Source organism: Chryseobacterium electrogenes (genome assembly GCF_053553015.1).
The window spans coordinates 1,091,862-1,114,143 of sequence record NZ_JBNPPB010000002.1 but is presented as its reverse complement, the minus strand read 5'-3'; the positions used below and the strand labels follow the sequence as shown (position 1 = coordinate 1,114,143).

Genomic DNA, 22,282 nt, shown 5'->3' with positions numbered 1-22,282 from the left:
ATACAATGAAGCAGACTGAGATTGGTTTGTTGCCGGATGATTGGGAGATTGAAAGTATTGGAAATCTTACAAGTAAAATAATTGGAGGTGGTACGCCTTCAAGAATTGTAAAAGAATATTGGAATGGAAAAATTCCTTGGATGACAGTAAAGGATTTTACGTCGTTTAATCCAAATTTTACACAAGAGAATATCACGGAATTAGGTTTAAAAAACAGTGCAACTCGGATAGTTTCTGCGGGAAATTTAATTATTGCCACAAGGATCGCTCTAGGTAAAATTGTTAAATACAATGTTGATGTAACGATAAATCAAGATTTAAAAACAATAAATCTTTTTCCAAAAATCAATAAAGACTATTTTATTTACTCTTATAGAAATATTGAGGAAAAAATAATTGAAAAAGGTAGTGGAAGTACTGTTCTTGGATTATCGGTGGCAGATTTAAACTCTTTCCAAATTCCCCTTCCGCCCTTACCCGAACAAGAAGCGATAGCGAAAGCGTTGAGTGATGCCGATGCGTGGATAGAAAGCCTGGAGCAACTCATCGCCAAAAAACGCCTCATCAAACAAGGGGCAATGCAGGAATTGTTGTCGCCTAAGGAGGATTGGGAAGAAAAAACAATTTTTGAAGTAGCTGATAAGAAAAGAGATTTGTTTAATGATGGTGATTGGATTGAAGCCGTTCATATCAAAGAAGAAGGAATAAGATTAATCCAAACTGGAAACATTGGCGTAGGAAGATTTTTAAATAAAAACAATAAAAAATATATTTCAGAAAAGTCTTTTGTTGAATTGAAATGTAAAGAAATAGTAGAGGGAGATTTACTTATATGCCGTTTGGCAGAACCTGCAGGACGAGTGTGTATTTTTCCTAAAACTGAAGATTTAAAAAGTGTAACTTCTGTGGACGTTACAATCTACAGACCTGATGAAAATATTTTTGACAGACGAATTTTGTTGTACTTATTATCAACTGATGAATGGTTTAAACAAGTTCTTGAACAAGTCGGAGGAACTACGCATAAAAGAATATCACGAGGAAATTTGGGTAACATTAAAATTAAAATTCCAAAATCCCTGACCGAGCAAATCCGCATCGCCACGATATTATCGGATATGGATGCGGAGCTGGAAGCTTTGGAAGGGCAACTGGGCAAAGCAAGAAAGGTAAAACAAGGGATGATGCAGGAATTGCTGACGGGGAGAGTGCGGTTGGTGTAGATTGAAATATCAGACTCACGGTTTAACCCCACGGTGTGTTAATTAAACTAAAAAATAATAAATTATGGCAGTGTTTAAAGGAACTCTAAGAGAGTTTAATGATTATGTAGGACCATTAGCTAGGAATATTGTCGCAAATATGGCAAGAAAATTAAAGGTACATACAACTTGTAGGGAGGTTGGCTGTAATAAAAGAAAGCCGTTAGAAGCTGCTCATATTAAAGGAAAGGATAGACCAACCATTATTGCAACTATTCTATCAGATTATAAAATAGATAATGATTTATATGAGGTAGATTTGGAAGAGTTTAAATCTAAATTTATAGCTGAACATCAACCAATCGAAGATGTTATTTTACCGATGTGTAAAGAACATCATTTGGCATATGATAAAAATTATGAAATAGAAAGTGAACTACCAGTTGTGATTGATGAATTAGTAGATGAAGAAGGTCATAAATATACAGAAGTTGATTTAGAAAACCTTTCTTCTTTAGAGTTTAAATCTTTAGAAAATGTGATCAATAAGCAGCTTGGTATATCCGTTATCAAAGATAAAGTAAGTGAAAAATTAAATTTAGCGAAGCAACAAATCTCCGTTTCTAATGTGTCTGATTCAAATGGATTATGGAACTTTGATGTCAATAAGAGCAAATTTGCTAAAGATTTCGCCTTTGTATTTTACAATCAGAAAACTCAAAATTATGGAGCTTCTTTTTTTAAAGGTAATAGTTTAGAGCTTAGCAGTTTTGGAAAAAAAAATGATGGTCAAGTAATTCGCTTTTTTGTAGATACTAATTATAAAGATCGATCAGGTTTCAAATTTACTATTCAACATTTTTAATATAATTAACAGAATTTCAATAGTAAAAAAGTAAACCTTAACAACTCAACTTACCAAATCTTACCAAATGAAACAAGGCAAGATGCAGGAATTGCTGACGGAGTGAGTACGGTTGGTGTAAGGATAATTAAAAACTAAACTATGGAACCAAATCTTATAGAAAATCCCTTAGTCACTATAAAGGATTTAAAAAATAAAAATTTCTACATCAACAAATATCAAAGAGGATACCGTTGGGGTAAAAGAGAAATAGACGCCCTTTTGAACGATATTTTGTCTTTTGATAGCTCCAGAGATGGTTTTTATTGCTTGCAACCTTTAGTTGTAATAGATGCCAAAGATGGCAATTATGAGTTAATTGATGGGCAACAGCGCACTACAACAATTTTCTTAATATTGAAATACCTGTTAAAAGACAATTATTACCAGATTAGATACGAAACAAGAAATACAGCCCAAGATGGAGAAAATACTTTTCTATCCAATTTACATACTTATAGTTTTCCGGAAGAATTAAAAAACGAGGCCGACGACATAGAAAACCTCATTTGGAAAGTTTGGAAAACTTCTTTTTGTCAGGAAAATAATATAGAGGATAGTGTAGACAATTTTTATTTTTTTAAAGCGTATTGTCTAATTCAGTATTGGTTTAAGATAAACAATGAGTCGGAAACAATTAGCGATAACCTACTAGAATATACCAAAGTGATTTGGTATACCGAAGCGTTAGAAGCAAAAGATGTTGCCAATACCTTTATCAATTTTAATGATGGTAAAATTAGTCTAGACCAAGCAGAACTGGTTAAAGGGTTGTTTGTATTGGATATGAATAAAATTGTAGATTCTACAAGAAAATCATATGAAGAAAACCAATTTGCTGATGAATGGAACGCTATAGAACAGCATCTTAAAAAGCCAGAATTTTGGAATTTTATTCAAAAAAATCGTTCCAATAAAGAGTTAGCCAATAAAATCACGTTGCTGTTGGAGATAGAGAAAGGTAAAAGTGTAAAAGAAGAAGACTTGTATTATACTTTTCGGCAATATGAGAGCGCCTTTGCCAGCGAAGTACAACCAGAATGGAGAAGTCTAGCAACGTTATACAATTTGCTAGATGAGTGGTACCAAGACAGAGAGACGTATCACTTGATGGGCGCTGTAGTTCATCTTACTACAAAAACAATACATACAGTTTTAAAAGAATATAGAAATTCTAATAAAAAAAGCGAATTAAAATTCTATTTAAAAGAAATTCTTAAAGAAGAGTTTTTTGAAGATAAAAAGGAAAAGTTTAAAGGGAAATACGATATTAATGAAATTAAATATGGGAAAGCAGGCGTTTTTCCAATTCTATTCTTGTACAATATAGCAGTAGCACAACAACAAGACAAAAAGTATGTGTTCCCTTTTGATTTGTTTAACACAACACGAGCCTGGAATGTCGAGCATATATATGCTAAAAATTCTAATGGGTTTGAGTTTAAAGAAGATCTGCAGGATTGGATTTTGGAAATCAAAGAACTACTTGCTGAAAGTGAATCATTGAAGCATAACGAAGAATTACAAAGAACATTTGCAGAAATAGATGAAAGCGATTTGGAAAGTGCAAACTCTAAAGTTAAAAAGGTAGAAAGCTTGTTAGGCGATATTATAGATAAAGACCATTTATCCAATCTCTGCCTGTTGGATGACAAAACAAATATTAGGGTTGGTAAACAAATATTTAGAAAAAAACGCCAAGAAATCTTAGAAATTAATTCTGTTTTAGATGTCAATGCATATGTTCCTCTGGCAACCAAACAGGTTTTCCAAAAAGCTTTGACTCCATCAGATGAATTAACGATGAACTATTGGAATACTATGGATAGAGAAGCGTATATGAGTGATATGTTAGACAAAATTACTTGTTTTTTAAATTGATATTATGATCCTAAAATATAATTTTCACCAATTAATCAGCACACATATCATTGAGGTGCCTATCATACAAAGAGACTATGCACAAGGCAGAATCTCCGATAATGTTAAATATATAAGAGAACGTTTTGTAAAATCTTTGGTGGAGCATGTTGTTACCAATTCTCAATTACACTTAGGATTTGTCTACGGTAAAATCGAAGGCAAAGAACGAAAAAGAGAACTGAAACTACATCAAGAATCAGTAAGTACGTTGCTTCATTCTGTAAAACAATATGCCAATCAGTTCAATATCAACGTAGAGGCAAGTATTAATGTGAATGAACTGACCGAACCTTTAAGTTTACGATTTATTCCATTAGATGGACAGCAACGTTTAACTACTTTATTTTTGTTGTATTGGTATATTTCTATGAGAAAAAAAGAGTCATCATTGTGGTTATTAAATTTTAAATATAACAACCGAAAGATGGCATTAGCATTTTTTGAGACACTTACTAATCAAGATAACATTCAGTTAATTGAAAAAGAATTAGAAGCAGATATTCAGAAACAAATCACAGAATATACATGGTATCTAGATAAGTGGAAGTATGATGCAACTGTAAATGGGGCAATTGTAATGTTGCAAGCCATACATGAAGAATTCGCTAACCATAGTAATTTTGATTTCAGCTTAGTCAAGTTAGAAGAAATACCGTTTAAATTTGATTTTCTTGATTTGGATGATCTAAAACAATCGGATGAATTATACATTAAAATGAATGAAAGAGGTAAGCAATTGACTGATTTTGAACATTTTAAAGCTTGGTTGCAAGATGTTGTAGAAAAGAAGAATTTATCAGATGAAGAACAATCTTTCTTAAGCTCATTCTGGAAAAAAATAGATACTGTGTGGTTAGATTTTTTCTGGAAAAAAATAGATGCAGACTTTAGATCATTAGATGATTTTTATTTTAATTATTTAAAAACAACAGCAATCAATTTTCATTTAGCAAAATCTAAAGAACCTAACTTGCCACGTTACCTGAAAGATCTATTACAAACCATAAGAAATGTCGATAATTACGATAAGCAAAACGTCACTTATATTCCCTTAAGCCAATTTGTACTCGAAGATAAAAACGACAAAGAGAATAAAAAAATAATTTTTGAGTTGTTTTCAATGGACTGCTTACAACATATTAACAAAACATTGTCCACCTTAATTGCAATAGATGAAGAAACAAATTCAAAAATAAATACAATTATTAAAGAACCTTTTATTTCTAAAGGGAAAAATATATTAACACTATATCTCAATAATAATACTTTTACACCTAACTATTGGGATCAAGTATATTACTATTTTTTACTAGAATTATTAAAATCTGACAAAATAAATATTAGTTTTTGGATGCGTACTATGAGAAATATCATATACAATACCTATATTCAAAATCCTGATAATGTATACGATGCTTTGCAAAGTATCAATTCCTTAATTAGCTCTGAGGTATTAGATTTAAAAGAAGGACTAATGTCGGATATGATCAATTTATCCTTTTTCAATAAAGATCAAATAGCCGAAGAAAAGTACAAATGCAATAAAATTGAAAATGGATGGGATAGTAAAGAGATTCAAGGTTTAGAAAATCATATCTATTTTATGGGGCAAATTCAATTTGTTTTTCAATTAGCAGACGAAAATAATGTTTTATTTTCTCAATATGCAGAACTAATTTCGGGACTATTTTCCGAAAAAATAGAAGATTTTGAACTACAACAAGCATTATTAACAAAAGGCGATTATCTAGTAGAAAGAACCAATCACTCATTTTGTCGAAAATCGTATGATTCTTTGAGAAGTCGAAATGATAATTGGAGACAAATATTTAACAATGAAAACAAAAGAATATTTTTAAAAAATTTATTAGATCATTTATTGCAATTACCTCATGTAGAATTACAAGACGGATTAAAAACAATTATTAAATCTCATAAATTTACAATTAATGACTGGGAATATTATTTTATTAATAATCCAAGAGCTATCCAAGAGTGTAAATATAATGAGATCCGATGGTTTAATAAAGATGATATACGTATTCTTCATTCCAGTACGATAACAGGATATCATCTAGAATTAAGAACAATATGGTTATATCAGTATTTACTAGATATTAGTTTTGACATAAAACCGTTTGAGAAGAAAATGTATCTATTCGATAAAAATACAGGAGGTTTTCCAGGGATAAAACTCTCATCTTATCAGGTAAAAGAAAAGGCATACGATTTAGATATAAGATTTTCAAAAGAAGATAATGAATACGAATTTTGTTTTTATCACAAAGCAGATACAATTAATGAAAGATCTGCTGATGCTGAAGTCGTGAATAAAATGGACGATTTTATTTATGATGATAATTTAAAACACTATTTTAAAAAAGTTAAAAAAGAAAGTATTATAGATGCTTTGACCCAATTAATTGAAAAGTTATAAAAATGATTAACCCCATAGAACGCATCACCCAAAAACGTATCATTCAACTTTTTCAAAAAGAATTGGGATATACCTATTACGGCAATTGGGAAAAAAGAGAACATAATAGCAACGTAGAAGAAGATATTCTTAAAAATAACTTGCTAAAGCGTGGTTATTCCGAAGTACTTGCTGATAAAGCGGTAAAAGAAATACATGATTTGGCGACGACTAATGCAGGTAATTTATACACTCGTAACAAAGAGATGTACTCATTGTTGCGTTATGGCGTAAAAGCGAGGCCAGATTTGGGGGAGCAATTTGACACCATTTTCCCGATTGATTGGCAAAATTGGGAAGCCAATGAATTTGGTATCGCAGAAGAAGTGACACTTGCCAAAGGGCAAAACACCAGGCGTCCAGATGTAGTAATCTATGTCAATGGTATTGCGCTGGGAGTTTTAGAACTCAAGCGAGGCACAACAGATATTGCCGAGAGTGTGCGCCAATCTATTTCTAATCAAAAAGAATTATTCAACCAATGGTTTTATAGCACCGTTCAGTTTTTGCTTGCAGGCAACAATACGCAGGGTCTAAAGTATGGAACCATAGAGACGCCAGATAAGTATTTCCTATCCTGGAAAGAGGATGAGCATGACAATGAAGGTTACAAACTTGATAAATATCTCAAAAAAATTTGTGAGAAACAGCGCCTTTTAGATTTGATTTATAATGGGGTAATCTTCGATGCCGGCGTGAAAAAATTACCACGTCCGCATCAGTATTTTGCGTTGAAAGCTTCGCAAGATTTCATCAGGAAAAAAGAAGGTGGTATTATTTGGCATACACAAGGTTCTGGCAAATCGCTAATGATGGTAATGCTCGGCAAGTGGATTTTGGAAAATGTACCAAACTCCAGAATTGTCATCCTAACCGACCGAACAGAACTGGACGACCAGATAGAGCGTGTCTTTAAAGATGTTGGCGAGACGGATGTTGCCAAAACAAGATCTGGAAAGGAATTGATGCAGTTTTTGACTTCATCAAGACCAAGATTGGTTTGTTCGCTCATTCATAAATTTGGTAATAAAACGGAAACAGATTTTGAGGCATTCATAAAAGAATTGCAAGATAACCCGGTTCAAACGCAGGGAGAGATTTTTGTTTTTATAGACGAATGTCACCGTACCCAAAGCGGAAAACTCAACCAAGTAATGAAAGCCGTTTTGCAAAACGCCGTATTCATCGGTTTTACTGGAACACCTTTGCTAAAAGAAGATAAGAAAACAACCATGGATGTATTTGGTAGGTACATTCATACCTACAAATTTAATGAAGCGGTAGAAGATGGCGTGGTGAAAGATTTGATGTACGAAGGGCGTTCTATCGAACAAAATCTAACTTCGCAAGCCAAAGTGGACCAATGGTTTGACGCAAAAACAGGTGGCTTAAATGATTTCCAAAAGAATGAGCTTAAGAAGAAATGGGGCACCATGCAAAACGTGCTAAGCTCTAAAAGTAGAATGGAAAAAATAGTAGCCGATATTGTCGCAGATTTTTCCGTAAAACCTCGCTTAAGGTCTCAAAATGGAAATGCTATTTTGGTGGCTTCTAGTATTTATGAAGCTACAAAATATTATAGTCTATTTCTGAATACGGAACTTAAAAACAAGTGCGCCATTATCACGTCCTACAACCCCAATGCAAGCGATGTATCGCTGGAAGACACAGGTACAGACAATGAAACCGATAGGCAATTTATTTTTAAAACTTACACCGATTTATTAAAACAAGTTAGCCCAAAAGGGAACAAATCTAAAACAGAAACCTACGAGGCAGACTCCAAAGACAGTTTTAGAAAAGAACCAGCAAGAATGAAGCTACTAATTGTAGTTTCTAAGCTATTAACAGGGTTTGATGCGCCACCTTGTTCCTACATTTATATTGACAAAAGAATGCAGGACCACACGCTGTTTCAGGCAATCTGCAGGGTAAACCGTCTTGATACAGAAGACAAAGATTATGGCTACATTATCGATTATATGGAGCTATTTGGTAATGTAACGGATGCTATTAATGTTTATACTTCAGAATTAGATAGTGAGGGTTTTACGAAAGAAGAGGTTGGCATACAGTTGAAAGACCGCTTGAAAATAGCCAAAGACCGTTTATTTACGGCTTTAGAAATGGTAGAAAGTATTTGTGAAAATGTAGCTTCTCCCAAAAATGATTTGGCCTATATTCATTATTTCTGTGGCAATACAGAAAATCCGAACGATTTAAAAGCAACTGAATATAAAAGAATGGCTTTGTATAAAGCTATTGTAGAATATATCCGTGCATTTGCCAATATAAAAGCAGATTTTGTTGTGGCAAAATTTACCGATGCAGAGATAAAACGTTTTAATGATAAGCTGGAAGAATATCTAAACCTACGTACAATTATTCGCATTGCGTCTGGAGAAACAATTGATTTAAAAGCTTACGAGGCAGATATGCGTTTCCTGATAGATACATACATCAAAGCAGACGAATCGGAGGTGATTTCTCCTTTTGAGAATATTTCTCTGCTGGATTTGTTGGAAACTGATATGGATAAAGCCATTGACAGTATGCCGAAAGATATCAAAGGAAATCCAGAAGCTGTAGCGGAAGTTATAGAAAATAACGTGCGTAGTAAAATTGTTGAAGAGCATTTGCTAGACCCTAAATACTTCGACCAAATGTCTGTTTTATTACAAGAATTAATTGAGAAAAGAAAACAGCAGACTATCAATTATCATGATTATTTAAAAGAAATTGGTAAGATTGCTAGCCAAGTAAACCAAGGTAAAAAAGACGGCGTGCCAAAATCTTTAAATACAAAAGGAAAAGTAGCACTGTACCACACTTTGGATGGCGACGAAAATTTGGCACTTATTCTGGAAGAGAAAGTACAATATGCCAAGCAGGAAGGCTTCAGAGAGAATTTAGCAAAGCAAAAATTAGTAAAAAAAGCCATTTTCGATGTGCTCAGCGATGTGAGTAAGGTTGAAGAGATTTATAAAATCATTGATGCGCATAAAGACGAGTACTAATGGCAACAGAGATTTTACATATTGGTTCAATCGAAATTGAGGTCACTTTTAAGGCGATTAAAAATCTGCATCTTAGTGTGCATCCGCCCTATGGAAGAGTTACTATAGCTTCTCCAGATTTTTATGATTCGGAGAAGGTGAAAATTTATGCATCCACAAAATTGGGTTGGATAAAGAGAGAGCAAAACAAAATTAGAAGCCAAGAACGTGAGGACCCAAAACTGATGATTACACAGGAAAGTCACCAGTTTTTAGGTAAACGCTATTTACTTAAAATTATCGAAGCCAGCCGTCCCAAATTACTTTTGAAACACAACGTGATCGAATTGTATGCCTTGCCAAATGCTACGCTAGAGCAGAAACAAAAGACACTTTTTAACTGGTACAAAAAAGAGTTGGAAGCAAAAATTGGAAATTTGATTTCGGAATATGCACGTCAGATGAATATTGCAAACATTAATTTTGGGATTAGAAAAATGAAAACCAAGTGGGGAAGTTGTAATATCGAAAAACGGATGCTTTGGTTTAACATCGAACTAGCCAAAAAACCGATCGAATGTGTTGAGTACATCGTCGTTCATGAATTGGTGCACTTACTAGAAAGAAATCATAATAAGAATTTTGTAATCTTGATGGATAAGTTTTATCCCACTTGGAGGATTCAAAAAAAAATTTTGAACGAATTACCATTATAAGACTTAGTAAATTTTAAGACAATGACCCGTACTTACCGCATCGCTCTTTTAGAAGATAATAGCAGACAATTAGAAAAACTGGTAAAATATCTTAGTAGTCTTCCTAATGTAGAAGTTGTACTAACAAGTCAAAATTCTGATCACTTTTTGGATGAGGTAGGGATAGCTCATCCTGAAATACTGGTCACAGACTTAGTGCTTTTAAATAATACAATGAATGGACTAGATGTCGCACAAGAACTTCAGTTACCTGTCATGTTTATTGGAGAAACAAAGGAATATATTAGAGATATTGAAAATTTGAAACGTGATGCAGAAATCTGTGTAGATCATATCACCAAACCCTTTAACGAAGAACAGTTTGTAAAGAGCTTCAAAAGATTTTTAAAAGAAGTTAGCTTTTTTGCAGCACCGCAATATGTATATCTTGATTTCAACAAAACCAAAAAGAATAAGATTTTAATTGATGACATCGTTTACTTGTGTGCCGATAAGATGGCTGGCTCTGAGTCTAATAACAAACAAGTTCATTTTATTAATCGCCAACCTGTCAATCTTATTGACTTTTCGTTTTCCAGAATGGAAGATAAAGGATTCATGAAATCACAGTTTATAACGATTCATAAATCATTTAGAGTTAATAAAAAGTTTGTCAGATGTTACCATCCAAAAACTGAAAGTATTGAAATTAGTATATTCGATACTGAGAATAGGACAAAAAGTCATTACCTTCCAGTATCAGAAAATTATCAGACTATCATTAGAAAACTGATTTTTTAAGCGTTCTTATTCCTCAAAAAAACGTTTTTATTATTACGCTTTCGCTGTTGTTTCCGCAAGCGTATTTTTTTTGCTTTTTGGATGTTGATTTGATTAATGATTGATATAACAACAAATCTGTTAATCAAACTATGAAAACATCCTTTGAGGGAATTATTCCTTCTGTCAATTATCACTTATGGGAACCATGCAACATGAGATGTAAGTTCTGTTTTGCGCCATTTTATGATGCCAAAAAACTGCTTCCTAAAGGACATCTTCCAAAAGAGCAATCTTTACAACTCATTAAAGAACTCGCTGATTTTGGTTTTCAAAAAATCACATTTGCTGGTGGAGAACCTACGATTTGCCCGTGGATATCAGAACTTATTTCTTCAGCAAAACAATATGGTATGACGACAATGATTGTCACCAATGGAACGAAAATCAATGAGCAATTTTTAAAGCAAAATAAAGGACTTCTGGATTGGATTATTTTAAGTATTGACAGTTTAATTGATGATGTTAATATAAAGTCAGGGAGATCTGTCAAAGGAAAAATAGCAATCAGTGTGACTTCCTACAAGAAAATGATTGATCAGATAAAGAGCCACGGCTATCAACTTAAAATTAATACAGTGGTACATCAAATGAATTTTACTGAATCTCTGACAGAACTTATAACCTATGCTCAGCCTCAGCGATGGAAGGTTTTTCAGGTGTTGCCTATTAAAGGTGAAAATGATGAATATATTGATGAATTTGTTATCAGTGATGAACAATTTAATTATTTCCTTTCTAGGCATCATCAGTTTGAGGAGAATGGGATTATGATAAGGGAAAATAATGATCAAATGAAAGATAGCTATGTGATGATAGATCCTGCGGGCAGATTTTATACTAATAAAAATGGGAAACAAGAATACAGTCAACCTATATTAGAAACAGACGTTGAAAACGCATATCATGAGCTTGATTATAATTATAATAAATTTATTGATAGAAAAGGAATTTATCAGTGGAGTATAGATAAAAAAGAATAATCTTGTAGAAAATTAAAATAGGCAACCTTAGATAGTTGCCTGTTTTTCTTTCGGTATTTGGTCTAGATATATTATTTAGATGTTTTAATATATTGGATTTCCAAATATGTACAAATAAAACCACCGGGTAATTTTTTCTTCATCATGATGGCTGCTATGGCTGGCGGGCTTCCTTATTCTTTAGAAGAAATTCCACATAGGATAGGACTTGTTACTTTGGGTGTTTTCTTATCATGCATAATTGCTGTCATCTTTAGTTTATTAGTTTTGAAACCCAATATTAGTAAAGATATAAAAGAAACATTATCACAGCTTTCTCTTCAAAACGATGTAGATTACTTAGAAGCGGTCATTATTGGGATTTTCATGTCCTCTTCATTCTTTATCGCTCATTTCCTAGGTTTGGACAATCCTTATTGGGTGCCAATATCCTGTCTTGCTGTCATGCAGGGCGTTACCAGACAACATATCTGGCGTCGTGGATTGTATAGAGTTTTGGGTACTATACTTGGCATGCTGTTGTGCGGTATGATTTTATCATTTTTGCAAGCACCAATTGAGATAATAATCGCCATAATGGTTTTGCAGTTTTTAGTTGAATTATTTATCGTCAAAAATTACTTTTTTGCTGTTTTATTTGTTACGCCAATGACGGTTTTGCTGTCGGAAGCTGGCCATTCTCTCACTTTGGATCCAGATCTTTTAGTAATATCCAGATTAAAAGATGTTCTTCTAGGCTCTCTTCTAGGGATTATCGGCGGTTGGGTGATTTATAATGAACGACTTAGATTTCACTTTGTAAAGCGTGTCAGATTAACTAAGAAGATTTTAAAAAAGTAAAGTATTTAATACAGTTTGTTGAAGAATTATTTATTAAAAATGAAAAACCAAAGCAAAAATATTTTTACTTTGGTTTAACTATTTATTTCTGACCTAAAATTTGTATCGGATTTTTAGGACAAGACAAAATTAGGAGTTAGACTTTAAGAAATCAAAATATTAATTTGTCCTTGCATCAGAAGCGGTAATCGTCTTTTTTATAAATAAAATATCAACAGATTTATTTCCGTCACTTATTGCATTTATATCACCTATAATTTTCCATACATCATTGGCTGGTCCTAGTAAACGATAATTATGCAGAGCATTCGCTGCGAAAATATTTTCTGTTGAAGCATTTGTAGGAATGTTAAATTGAATGTTCGACATAATAGCTTCCCATCCTGCGACACTCATTCCTGTACTTAATCCACCACCACTAGAAGGCCAGTCAGCAACGGTAAATCTTTTAATAACAAACATAGCAGTTGAAGTATCGGATGTGTTAAATCCTGTAGTCGTGTTATTAGGCATCAGATTTGAGGTTGTGCTAGTAGACTTTCCTAAAACTCCATTAGCATCTGAATATATCATTGTACTCCCATTAAAAACTTCGGAAGGAGCTAGTCCGTTGCTTGTGTCTGTACCTGTAGTGTAGATAGAGTTTGATGTTCCAATGGGTGGTAGAGAGCGTATACGTGTTGTACCGTTAACGTCAAGAACCTCTGTTGGTGTAGCAGAGTTAATACCTATTTGTGCACTCACCTTGTAAAAAAAAACTGAAAGTACTATAAACAATACAGTGTTAAATTTTTTCATATACTAAAAATCTAATTATTAATTTAATCTTGAGTCTGCTGCAACAAACTTAGATTTAATGAATAGTACATCAACTACTAAAGTTTCAGTAGAATTTACAATATCTCCAACAATTCTCCAGTTTCCGGTTGCTTCTGTCTTTAGTCTATAATTAAAAGGGCTTCCTTCAGCAAAAGGACTTGCTGTGTTACTATTGATTGTAATCATTACATTAGACATGATTGCTTGCCAGTTTGTAGAATCCATACCTGTGTCAAATCCAGTAGCATTATTATAAGTACCTTTAAGACCACCAACATCATCTTTTAAGGTAAATCTTTTTACTACAAAAGTTGCTGTTGATGTATTATTAGCAGGATTAAAGCCTGTTGCGTTATTATTATTGACAAGTTCACCAGCCGTATTTTTTCCCAGAACACCATTGGCATCAACTACTACAGGGGTAACAGCATTGAAAGTTTGTGTTGGACTGGTTCCTGAATTAGTGTCCACACCTGTTGTAAAAATGGAATTTGTAGAACCATTATTAGGAAGAGAACGTACTCTCATAGTACCTTTTACATCTAGAATTTCTGTAGGCGTAGATGTTGCAATCCCTACCTTTCCACTTTGACTAAAACTTAGTGCACTAATACAAGTTACTAAAATTAGTGTAATTTCTTTTTTCATTTAAACTATTTCATTATTAGAGATGTAAAAATAATTAATTTAAAATAAAAAATAGTATTAAATAATGTTTTATTATAGTGAAATTTACATTAAATAAAAAGGTTGTATTAAAAATAAAAAAAAGAACTTATTAATTCTAAGCAATTTTTTGGCTTTTAAAAAGATAATTAAAATCGGGGAAGTATAAGAAGACTAAAGTGGCAATCAATCGCCTGTTACTGCAAGGAAAAAAAAGTGCAGAACGTTGGTGGTGTAATCAAAATAAAGTTAGAATTTATTTTGAAATAGTAGAAGTTGATTTAATGGAAATTAGCATCTACCCAAGACAAAACTTTACAATTGAAATCTCCTAATAAAACAAGGATAATCTCAATAAGATTTGTCTTGAGATGTTATAAAACATGAAGATGCTTTTGGATTACTTCTTAGATTCTTCCAAAGAAACTTTTCTGAATTCCTTCAAAAGTTTTTCTAATTCTAAAGAGGTTTTACGTGCTCTTGTACCAGCAGCTTTGTTACCTTTTTCTGCTTGTAAATCTGCATCAGCTTTAAGTGCTTCAAAGCTTGCAGAGATTTTTTCGATTAACTCGTTCATTTGATCGTATTTTAAAAAATTTGCGTTGCAAAAATAACCTTTTATTGCATTAATCCAAGATTATATCGACCTAAGAATAGAAAAAAATGGGATTTCAGAGATTTTTTTTTAATTTTTTAGAAAATGAAGAAGTCTCTGTTAATCGGACTTCTCAAGATTGTATCATAATTAAGTTCTCGTGATGTATTATTTTAACATAAAAAATATTAGATTTTATCTCGGTTTTTGTAATTTTCGGCTTCTATAATAATGAGGATGGACAGAATTCAGGAGAAATTAATGATTTTAGCAGACGCTGCAAAATACGATGTAAGTTGTAGTTCTAGTGGAAGCAAACGGAAAAATGAAGGCGGAATTGGAGATGCTTCGACTTCCGGAATTTGCCATACTTATACAGAAGATGGACGCTGTGTTTCTTTGCTAAAGATTTTGCTTACCAATCACTGTATTTATGATTGTGCTTTTTGTGTGAGCAGAAAAAGTAATGATGTAAAACGTGCTGCTTTTACCGTAGACGAAGTGGTGGATCTAACCATGAATTTTTACCGTAGAAATTATATTGAAGGCCTATTCCTAAGTTCTGGGATTTTCAAAAGTGCGGACTATACTATGGAAAGGCTCATGAGAATCGTTAAAAAACTTAGAGTTGATGAGCGTTATAATGGTTATATTCATCTTAAAACCATTCCTGGAGCTAGCGAAGAATTAATAAAAGAAGCGGGACTGTATGTTGATAGGATGAGCATTAATCTAGAAATGCCAACAGAAGCTGGACTTAAGTTAGTTGCGCCAGAAAAAGATCATGATTCTGTAAGAAAACCTTTGGCTTTTGTCCAAAATCAAATTTTAGAAATTAAGTCAGAATCTAAGCTTATCAAGAAAAAACCACTCTTTGTTCCCGCAGGACAAAGTACGCAGATGGTTATTGGTGCAACGCCAGAAAGTGATTTTGAAATTATGAATGTCGCTAATGAGTTTTACCAAAATTACAACCTAAAAAGAGTGTATTACAGCGGTTATATTCCTATTAATAATGATAATAAGTTTCTGCCACAGATTGGTTCTCAACCACCTTTGATTAGAGAAAATAGATTATATCAAACCGATTGGCTGTTGAGATTTTATGATTTTAAATTAGATGAAATTCTCAATCCTAACTTCATAAATCTCGATATGGATATTGATCCGAAATTAGGTTGGGCGCTGAGAAATCCGCAGTTTTTCCCAGTTGATATTAATACGGCGAGTTATCAAGAAATTATAAGAATCCCTGGCGTTGGCCGAGGTTCTGCAATGAAAATTATCAAAAGCAGGCAATTCGGGAAGTTGCATGAGTATCAAGTTAGAAAAATGGGTATTAGCTTTAACCGAGCCAAATTTTTTATGACGTGTACAGATACGCCTTTCAGCCTTGGTAATCCTAGTTCTTTAAACATCAAAAAACAGATATTGAAAAATTCTAAAAGTAAATATCAATCTAAAGTTCCGGAAAATCAATTGTCACTTTTCTAATGGTAAATTATTTGTTTGACGGAAGTTATCAAGGTTTATTGACGGCTGTTTTTGAGAGCTTTGAACGCAAAAATTTTGATGTTAATATCAGTGAAAAAGACAATTATATAAGTTCTTTTTTTGAGGAAGAATTAGAGATTATTTCTGATCCCATCAAAGCTAACCGTGTGATGAAAGGTCTTAAGCAAAAACTGAAATCCGAGCAAGTCAAACAATTATATTGGGTTTTTCTTTCTGAAGATGCCAAGGCGAGAAATGTTTTGTTTTATATAATCCAACACGTTTTCCGGAATGATGCTAATATTTTTGAGAATTTTGGTGATGATCGCGTGCTTTATTTTCATCAGATGTACACCAAAGTTAGGCGAGAGCGTCATCGCATGCAAGCTTTTATTAGGTTCGAAAAAAGTAACGATGGAACTTTTTATTGCATGATAGATCCAGATTTTAATGTGTTGCCACTTATCGCGAGCTTTTTCAAAAAAAGATATGCTGATCAGGTTTGGCTGATTTACGATGTTAAAAGAAAATATGGATTATTATATAATTTGAGCCAAATAGAAGAAGTTAATTTATTGCCTCAAAATTCTAATTCTACCGATATTACGACATCTTCTATAGATATTGACGAGCGAGAAATTCATTTTCAAACATTATGGAAACAGTATTTTAAAAGTACAAATATTGAAGCTCGAAAAAACATGAAACTCCATCTGCAACACGTGCCAAGACGATATTGGAAATACTTAACGGAGAAACAATAATCTACCAAACTCTTAATACTTTTTCGTTATTATTAGCATTGCTTAAATTGTGATTTTGAGCATTACTTTAGTTTGAGAAGTCAATATTTATTGTTGATTATTTTTGAATTATAACATGATATATTAGTGAAAAATATAATGATTTAGACCTTTGATTTAAGTTGAATAATGCTATTTTTCGCTTGTATTTTTCAATTTTTGAAAAAAAAAGAATGTTAAAAAATATTTTAATTTTTGATCATTATAAGTTTTTTATGATTTTCAATGATTTGTAATTCAGTCTTTTGTATTTTATTTTTGGCTTTTTATAAGTAATGGATATGGGTTGTGTTTTTGTTTTTATTGTTTTTGATAATTTATTTATTTTCCCATATTAATAAATTATTATAAATTTGCACCCCCAATATAATAGCAATTATATATGATATTTTCATCCATATTGTTATTTTATTAATTTTTTATTACACAATATTTTGATGAAAAAATACACATGTATATTAATGTTCTTTTGCGCTAATTTTTTCTACACTCAAGTTGGGATAAATACTAATGATCCTAAAAGAACTCTTCATATTAATGGAAATCTAAAAGTTTCTGATCTAAAGGATGCTTCTGATGATGCAGATTTTGATCGTATTCTCGTTGCTGATCAAAAAGGGAATGTAGACTATGTTGTTAAGCAAGATTTTCTTCCCGCATCTGGTACTGTAGGATTTTCTAATAAAGAAACGTACAGCACTGTATATAATCAGACAACTGGTACAGGTGATGAAGCTAAGGAGCTTAAGTGCGGAAAATTTGTTTTTATATTTGATAAAAGCACGGATTCTAATATTAAATTTTATCTTCAAAGTAAACCTGAAAGTACAGTTAGTATATATATGAATATGGAGCAAAACTGGTCTGGTAATGGTTTTCAGTTTTATCAGGGAACAACTCCTAATAATACATTACCTTTTGTATTTACAACAACTAATTATAATACAGCGCAATTGTTTGCAAGTGCTAATGTCGCAGATTATGAGCAGAATGTAATGCATTTTCAATATCCTGGAGATAACAATTTTTACCGTTTAATTATATATAGAGTGAAGCACAGTAATACAAGTTATGATTTTGTTGCGGCTTGCGAAAAATTTTAAGAGATATGAAGAATAGATATTTTATAGGGTTATTTTCTTTAGCTACTTTTATTTTTGCTAAATCTCAAAATATAGGTATCGCTACAGATAGTCCAACAAGAACAGTAGACGTTAATGGTAATATTATTATTACTGATCTTAAGGATAAAACAAATGTTGCAGGTTATAATAATCTTCTAACAGCGAGTAAGGCTAACGGAAATGTAGATTATATAAAAACGACTGCATTGATACAGTCAGAGCTTAATAATATGGCTGTAATTCGTGTGTTATATAATGCTACGGCAGCTGATAGCTCTAAAGAATGCGCCTGTGGAGATGTTGTGTTTAGATTTAATGGCGAAAATGCTGAATTTAAACTTCTTACTGATACTGTTTTTAAAACTAATAATGTTACTAATTTTAGTGTATCATACGGTATAAAAAGGTTTATTAATAATTCTTATAGTTACGATAATAAAACTAATGTTGTTTTTGTAAATGATAATTCTGCAGCAAACACTTATTATAATAAATATAGATTATTAGATGACACAGTTTTTAATAGTGATAATAACACTGTAAGAATTTACACTATAGTATTGCCTAAACAGGGTAATTTGTATAAGTTAACTCTTAGCAGATTGCGCAATACAAGTACATTGACTAATTACGCTTTAATTTGTGAAAAATTCTACGTAAAAGAAATTTAGTATGAAAAAAATATTAATATTATTGATAATAACTTCTGGAATTAGTATTTCTGCTCAAGTTGGAGTTAATAATCCTAATCCAGTAAGAATGTTGGATATTAATGGAAATCTAAGATTGCGAGGGTTAGAATACAAAAAAAATGATCCTAATTATACTAAGATCTTAGTAACAAATGCTGCTGGAGAAATAGAATATTGGGATAAACAGGATATTCTTGATAAGATAGATCAGCTATATGTTGTTAACAAAAAATTTGTACTTTCTGCAACAGGTCCAGATACTAACTTAATCGTTCCTTGCGGACGTTTTCAATTTAGATATAATAATCCGGTAATGCCTCAGATAAAATTAGTAACAGCTAATACGTCTGATACAAATATTTATTACAGCAGGATTAGAAAAAGAAATAGTAGCGCTAATAATTTTACTGTAAATACTGGAAGAAGCCTTAATACCAACCAGATGACTACAATTAATGCTAGTAATCAATGGGTTGATATCGGCAATGCTACAGATTCTACAGGTGCATTTTCAAAAGATACATTAGATGAGTATTATATCACCTATCCTGGAGATGTTAATATGTATCGTGTAACATTTGTAGCAAGAACTGCTGCCGATAATAACGTCAGCTATTCTATGGTCTGCGAAAGATTTTAAATCTTATTTAATTATATAAAACATACAAGAAAACCCGTCAACAATTGTTAGACGGGTTTTTTGATAATGAATATGAATAAAAAATAGTGTCCAGACTAAGAACCTCCACCAACACGGCTTTGTTCTTCAAATTTATTTTGCTTTGTCGCACCTTTAACGTTGTTATTACCGAATTTGTATGTGGCAGACAGGTAAACATTTTGTGAACTTCCTTTATATTTAAAATTCGAGGTGTAGTTAGAGTAATATTCTTCACCTTTGTAATATTGCGTATTGAATATATCATTAACATGAAATTGTAACATCAGATTTTTCTGCATTAGATTCAGTTTTACACCACCATAAGTCCCATTCATCATACTAATATTGCTAATGCCTTTTTGACTAGGGAAGTCTGCCCAGTAACCTAAATACAGAATAACGGTTTTGTCTTTGGTCAAGAAAAAGTTATTATCGATATTAAGATTAGCACCATAACTACCAGAGTTAACGACAATATCAGATCTATCTGTTTTGGACTTGTTATAAAATCCAGTGGCGAAGATGTTGGATTCTAGCCATTTCAGTTTGTTAAAATTGTAATTAACACTTAAGCCTGTTTGGATTTCGCTAAAGAAATTTTCTATAGTTCTTAATCTTGTCCCATCTATAATCTTCATAATACCATCATAAGAGTTTTTAGAATCGTTGTAATATAGAGTAGTGGTAAAATTATTCTTCAAGACATAGCTCAATTCTAGATTATCTGTAAATGACGGTTGCAGATAAGGATTTCCTACAAAATATTCGAAATCCGATGTGTAATTTCTGAAAGGATTAAGGTTTCCGAAATAAGGTCTTCTAATTCTTCTAGAATAATTAATGCTATAAGCATTGTTATCATTCGGTTTATAGCTTATATAAGCCGTCGGGAAAAACTTGCCATATTGCGTACTATTGGTAAGATTAGTCTGCGGGGATTCTCCCGTTAGTTCTGTATATTCGTATCTTAGACCAGCTTTGGCATCCCATTTTTCGCTAATTTTGAAATTGGTAGAAATGTAAGCTGCGTAATTTCTTTCATCGTAAATAAAATCGTAAGTCTTTTTAGGATTGATGATATAATTATCGTTTTCGATGTCAAAAAACTTAACACTAGAATTGTTATTAATGCTACTAAATTTAAAGCCTGCTTCAGTTTTTATTTTGTTGAAATTCTTTTCTAAGTCTGCTTGTGCCGAGTAGATTCGATATTTGTTTTCAGGTAGATTAAGCGATTCTTTTAAGCGATCTGTAGTCGTGAAAATCCTATTATTGGCATTGGTATTATTGGCCATTAAGTTAGCAGATAGACTCAATTTACTGCCTAAGCTATCTAGTTTTACATCATAAAAAGCGGTAGCATAATGGTTTTTATTATTATTGAGGGTGGTATTTTTTGAGATGAATTCAGAATATTTCCCTGCATTTTCTGTGCGAGTATTGCCATCATTTTGATTAAGAGGATTGGAGAAAGAATAGTTATAGCTTGCTCCAATTGTATTCTTATCATTCAGTTTGTATTCAGCTTTTATATTGCTGTTTTTATATCGGTATCTTCCAAAATATAGATTGGTGTTTTTCCAATAAAAATCATTTCCTACGATATTATTAAAGTTTTCTTGTCTGAATTGATTCTCGCCAATACCAAGATTAGCCGTTAATGATAGTTTTTTACCTTGATAATTAAGTGTGGTACCATCTCTCCAAGATGCAATGTGTTTATTATAGTTGGCAGACATCTGAAGTGATCCATTAAAGCCTAACGATGTATTTTTCTTAAGGATAATATTGATGAGACCACTAATTCCGTCGGCAGCATACTTTGATGGCGGCGTAGTGATAACTTCAATTTTTGCAATATCGTCCGATCTAAGACTTTTAAGATAATTAATCAACTCTTGACCAGAAATATTGAGAAGCCTATCATTAACCATCACGGCAACTTGGTTTTTGCCAGCAATACTTATAGCGTCGTCAGTAGTCCTAAGCATGGGCGTTTTAGCTAAAGCTTCCATAGCATCTAGACCTTGGGCGGCAACAGAATTTTCTACATTAAAGACCAGACGATCGACTTTTCTCTCAACCAATTTTTTCTTTTGAGCAACAACCGTCACGCCTTCTAATTGTTTCTCGGCAGTTTTTATTTCGGTTAAGATATCTTTTGTTATTGTACCTTGGATGTCGACTTGCTCGCTGTATATTTTTTGATCATCACGGTATATTTCTAATAGATAAGAGCCATTAGCAGGAAGTTTTAGTTCATAATTTCCGTTCTCGGTGGTGATTGCTGTAATCTTTTTATCTTTTTGAGTTAATACAACTTCTGCGTAAGAAATAGATTGCTTATGTTGATCGGTAATTTTTCCTTCGATGCTTTGCGCCCAAGTTAACATCCCGAAAAGGCTTAATAATAAAACGCTTGTTCTTTTCATAACACTAATTTTATAGTTATAACAAGCCAGCTTTCAATTCTGTTACATCTAAAAGTGAAATTTTATTAAAAAATATTAAATTTAAAGTGTAACTGTCTGATATTAAGAGTGAACGTTTTTTTTAAGATTTTGATTTA

19 protein-coding genes are annotated in these 22,282 nt (G+C 32.3%); 15 read left to right on the top strand and 4 right to left on the bottom strand.

Annotation, left to right across the window (positions count from 1 at the left end):
- Positions 1–5 precede the first annotated feature (5 nt).
- The 9 genes from ACQQ6V_RS05010 to ACQQ6V_RS04970 all read left to right on the top strand — a co-directional run bounded on the left by ACQQ6V_RS05010 (position 6) and on the right by ACQQ6V_RS04970 (position 12,859).
- Complete coding sequence (locus ACQQ6V_RS05010) at positions 6–1,223, top strand: restriction endonuclease subunit S (RefSeq protein ID WP_448844458.1); 1,218 nt, start codon at positions 6–8, stop codon at positions 1,221–1,223.
- A 64-nt stretch (positions 1,224–1,287) separates the two neighbouring features.
- Positions 1,288–2,067, top strand: coding sequence for a hypothetical protein (locus ACQQ6V_RS05005; protein WP_448844457.1), 780 nt, complete (start codon positions 1,288–1,290; stop codon positions 2,065–2,067).
- Between the two features lie 141 nt (positions 2,068–2,208).
- Complete coding sequence (locus tag ACQQ6V_RS05000) at positions 2,209–3,987, top strand: GmrSD restriction endonuclease domain-containing protein (protein WP_448844456.1); 1,779 nt, start codon at positions 2,209–2,211, stop codon at positions 3,985–3,987.
- A gap of 4 nt (positions 3,988–3,991) precedes the next feature.
- Positions 3,992–6,466, top strand: coding sequence for a GmrSD restriction endonuclease domain-containing protein (locus ACQQ6V_RS04995; RefSeq protein WP_448844455.1), 2,475 nt, complete (start codon positions 3,992–3,994; stop codon positions 6,464–6,466).
- Positions 6,467–6,468: 2 nt separating this feature from the next.
- The gene (locus ACQQ6V_RS04990; RefSeq protein ID WP_448844454.1) at positions 6,469–9,522 is read left to right on the top strand and encodes a type I restriction endonuclease subunit R; all 3,054 of its coding nucleotides are present in this window, start codon (positions 6,469–6,471) and stop codon (positions 9,520–9,522) included.
- A complete protein-coding gene (locus ACQQ6V_RS04985; protein WP_448844453.1) occupies positions 9,522–10,217 on the top strand; it encodes a M48 family metallopeptidase in 696 nt (231 codons plus the stop codon). Before ACQQ6V_RS04990 ends, ACQQ6V_RS04985 begins: the two co-directional genes overlap by 1 nt.
- Positions 10,218–10,238: 21 nt before the next feature.
- Positions 10,239–10,997: a LytR/AlgR family response regulator transcription factor gene (locus ACQQ6V_RS04980; RefSeq protein WP_448844452.1), complete on the top strand. Its 759-nt coding sequence runs from the start codon at positions 10,239–10,241 to the stop codon at positions 10,995–10,997.
- Positions 10,998–11,128: 131 nt separating this feature from the next.
- Positions 11,129–12,019, top strand: a complete 891-nt coding sequence (locus ACQQ6V_RS04975) for a viperin family antiviral radical SAM protein (RefSeq protein ID WP_448844451.1) — start codon at positions 11,129–11,131, stop codon at positions 12,017–12,019.
- A 144-nt stretch (positions 12,020–12,163) separates the two neighbouring features.
- Positions 12,164–12,859 (top strand): FUSC family protein, encoded by a 696-nt coding sequence (locus ACQQ6V_RS04970; protein WP_448844450.1) that lies wholly within the window; start codon positions 12,164–12,166, stop codon positions 12,857–12,859.
- A gap of 159 nt (positions 12,860–13,018) precedes the next feature.
- Here ACQQ6V_RS04970 and ACQQ6V_RS04965 read toward each other — a convergent pair whose 3' ends face one another.
- Together ACQQ6V_RS04965 and ACQQ6V_RS04960 are read right to left on the bottom strand one after the other, a co-directional pair.
- Entirely contained in the window at positions 13,019–13,657 is a 639-nt protein-coding gene (locus tag ACQQ6V_RS04965; RefSeq protein WP_448844449.1) for a hypothetical protein, read from the bottom strand.
- An 18-nt stretch (positions 13,658–13,675) separates the two neighbouring features.
- Positions 13,676–14,326, bottom strand: coding sequence for a hypothetical protein (locus ACQQ6V_RS04960; protein ID WP_448844448.1), 651 nt, complete (start codon positions 14,324–14,326; stop codon positions 13,676–13,678).
- A 197-nt stretch (positions 14,327–14,523) separates the two neighbouring features.
- On the opposite strand from ACQQ6V_RS04960, the gene ACQQ6V_RS04955 reads away from it, so the two are divergent.
- The gene (locus ACQQ6V_RS04955) at positions 14,524–14,679 is read left to right on the top strand and encodes a hypothetical protein (protein ID WP_448844447.1); all 156 of its coding nucleotides are present in this window, start codon (positions 14,524–14,526) and stop codon (positions 14,677–14,679) included.
- A gap of 65 nt (positions 14,680–14,744) precedes the next feature.
- Here the strand turns inward: ACQQ6V_RS04955 and ACQQ6V_RS04950 are convergent, their stop codons facing one another.
- Positions 14,745–14,921, bottom strand: coding sequence for a BF3379 family histone-like protein (locus ACQQ6V_RS04950; protein ID WP_448844446.1), 177 nt, complete (start codon positions 14,919–14,921; stop codon positions 14,745–14,747).
- A gap of 249 nt (positions 14,922–15,170) precedes the next feature.
- Here ACQQ6V_RS04950 and ACQQ6V_RS04945 point away from each other — a divergent pair, with 249 nt between their 5' ends.
- The 5 genes from ACQQ6V_RS04945 (at position 15,171) to ACQQ6V_RS04925 (ending at position 19,692) form a co-directional block, all read left to right on the top strand.
- A complete protein-coding gene (locus ACQQ6V_RS04945; RefSeq protein WP_448844445.1) occupies positions 15,171–16,433 on the top strand; it encodes a putative DNA modification/repair radical SAM protein in 1,263 nt (420 codons plus the stop codon).
- The gene (locus ACQQ6V_RS04940) at positions 16,433–17,197 is read left to right on the top strand and encodes a TIGR03915 family putative DNA repair protein (protein WP_448844444.1); all 765 of its coding nucleotides are present in this window, start codon (positions 16,433–16,435) and stop codon (positions 17,195–17,197) included. Before ACQQ6V_RS04945 ends, ACQQ6V_RS04940 begins: the two co-directional genes overlap by 1 nt.
- A 476-nt stretch (positions 17,198–17,673) precedes the next feature.
- Positions 17,674–18,339 (top strand): hypothetical protein, encoded by a 666-nt coding sequence (locus ACQQ6V_RS04935; protein ID WP_448844443.1) that lies wholly within the window; start codon positions 17,674–17,676, stop codon positions 18,337–18,339.
- 5 nt (positions 18,340–18,344) lie between these two features.
- Positions 18,345–19,031 (top strand): hypothetical protein, encoded by a 687-nt coding sequence (locus ACQQ6V_RS04930; protein ID WP_448844442.1) that lies wholly within the window; start codon positions 18,345–18,347, stop codon positions 19,029–19,031.
- A 1-nt stretch (position 19,032) separates the two neighbouring features.
- The gene (locus ACQQ6V_RS04925) at positions 19,033–19,692 is read left to right on the top strand and encodes a hypothetical protein (RefSeq protein ID WP_448844441.1); all 660 of its coding nucleotides are present in this window, start codon (positions 19,033–19,035) and stop codon (positions 19,690–19,692) included.
- Between the two features lie 95 nt (positions 19,693–19,787).
- Here ACQQ6V_RS04925 and ACQQ6V_RS04920 read toward each other — a convergent pair whose 3' ends face one another.
- A complete protein-coding gene (locus ACQQ6V_RS04920; protein WP_448844440.1) occupies positions 19,788–22,145 on the bottom strand; it encodes a TonB-dependent receptor domain-containing protein in 2,358 nt (785 codons plus the stop codon).
- Positions 22,146–22,282: the final 137 nt, after the last annotated feature.

Bases quoted from the DNA above. Each gene is read 5' to 3' on its own strand.
- ACQQ6V_RS05010 (WP_448844458.1), top strand. From the start codon at position 6: ATGAAGCAGACTGAGATTGGTTTGTTGCCGGATGATTGGGAGATTGAA.
- ACQQ6V_RS05005 (WP_448844457.1), top strand. From the start codon at position 1,288: ATGGCAGTGTTTAAAGGAACTCTAAGAGAGTTTAATGATTATGTAGGA.
- ACQQ6V_RS05000 (WP_448844456.1), top strand. From the start codon at position 2,209: ATGGAACCAAATCTTATAGAAAATCCCTTAGTCACTATAAAGGATTTA.
- ACQQ6V_RS04995 (WP_448844455.1), top strand. From the start codon at position 3,992: ATGATCCTAAAATATAATTTTCACCAATTAATCAGCACACATATCATT.
- ACQQ6V_RS04990 (WP_448844454.1), top strand. From the start codon at position 6,469: ATGATTAACCCCATAGAACGCATCACCCAAAAACGTATCATTCAACTT.
- ACQQ6V_RS04985 (WP_448844453.1), top strand. From the start codon at position 9,522: ATGGCAACAGAGATTTTACATATTGGTTCAATCGAAATTGAGGTCACT.
- ACQQ6V_RS04980 (WP_448844452.1), top strand. From the start codon at position 10,239: ATGACCCGTACTTACCGCATCGCTCTTTTAGAAGATAATAGCAGACAA.
- ACQQ6V_RS04975 (WP_448844451.1), top strand. From the start codon at position 11,129: ATGAAAACATCCTTTGAGGGAATTATTCCTTCTGTCAATTATCACTTA.
- ACQQ6V_RS04970 (WP_448844450.1), top strand. From the start codon at position 12,164: ATGATGGCTGCTATGGCTGGCGGGCTTCCTTATTCTTTAGAAGAAATT.
- ACQQ6V_RS04965 (WP_448844449.1), bottom strand. From the start codon at position 13,657: ATGAAAAAATTTAACACTGTATTGTTTATAGTACTTTCAGTTTTTTTT.
- ACQQ6V_RS04960 (WP_448844448.1), bottom strand. From the start codon at position 14,326: ATGAAAAAAGAAATTACACTAATTTTAGTAACTTGTATTAGTGCACTA.
- ACQQ6V_RS04950 (WP_448844446.1), bottom strand. From the start codon at position 14,921: ATGAACGAGTTAATCGAAAAAATCTCTGCAAGCTTTGAAGCACTTAAA.
- ACQQ6V_RS04945 (WP_448844445.1), top strand. From the start codon at position 15,171: ATGAGGATGGACAGAATTCAGGAGAAATTAATGATTTTAGCAGACGCT.
- ACQQ6V_RS04940 (WP_448844444.1), top strand. From the start codon at position 16,433: ATGGTAAATTATTTGTTTGACGGAAGTTATCAAGGTTTATTGACGGCT.
- ACQQ6V_RS04935 (WP_448844443.1), top strand. From the start codon at position 17,674: ATGAAAAAATACACATGTATATTAATGTTCTTTTGCGCTAATTTTTTC.
- ACQQ6V_RS04930 (WP_448844442.1), top strand. From the start codon at position 18,345: ATGAAGAATAGATATTTTATAGGGTTATTTTCTTTAGCTACTTTTATT.
- ACQQ6V_RS04925 (WP_448844441.1), top strand. From the start codon at position 19,033: ATGAAAAAAATATTAATATTATTGATAATAACTTCTGGAATTAGTATT.
- ACQQ6V_RS04920 (WP_448844440.1), bottom strand. From the start codon at position 22,145: ATGAAAAGAACAAGCGTTTTATTATTAAGCCTTTTCGGGATGTTAACT.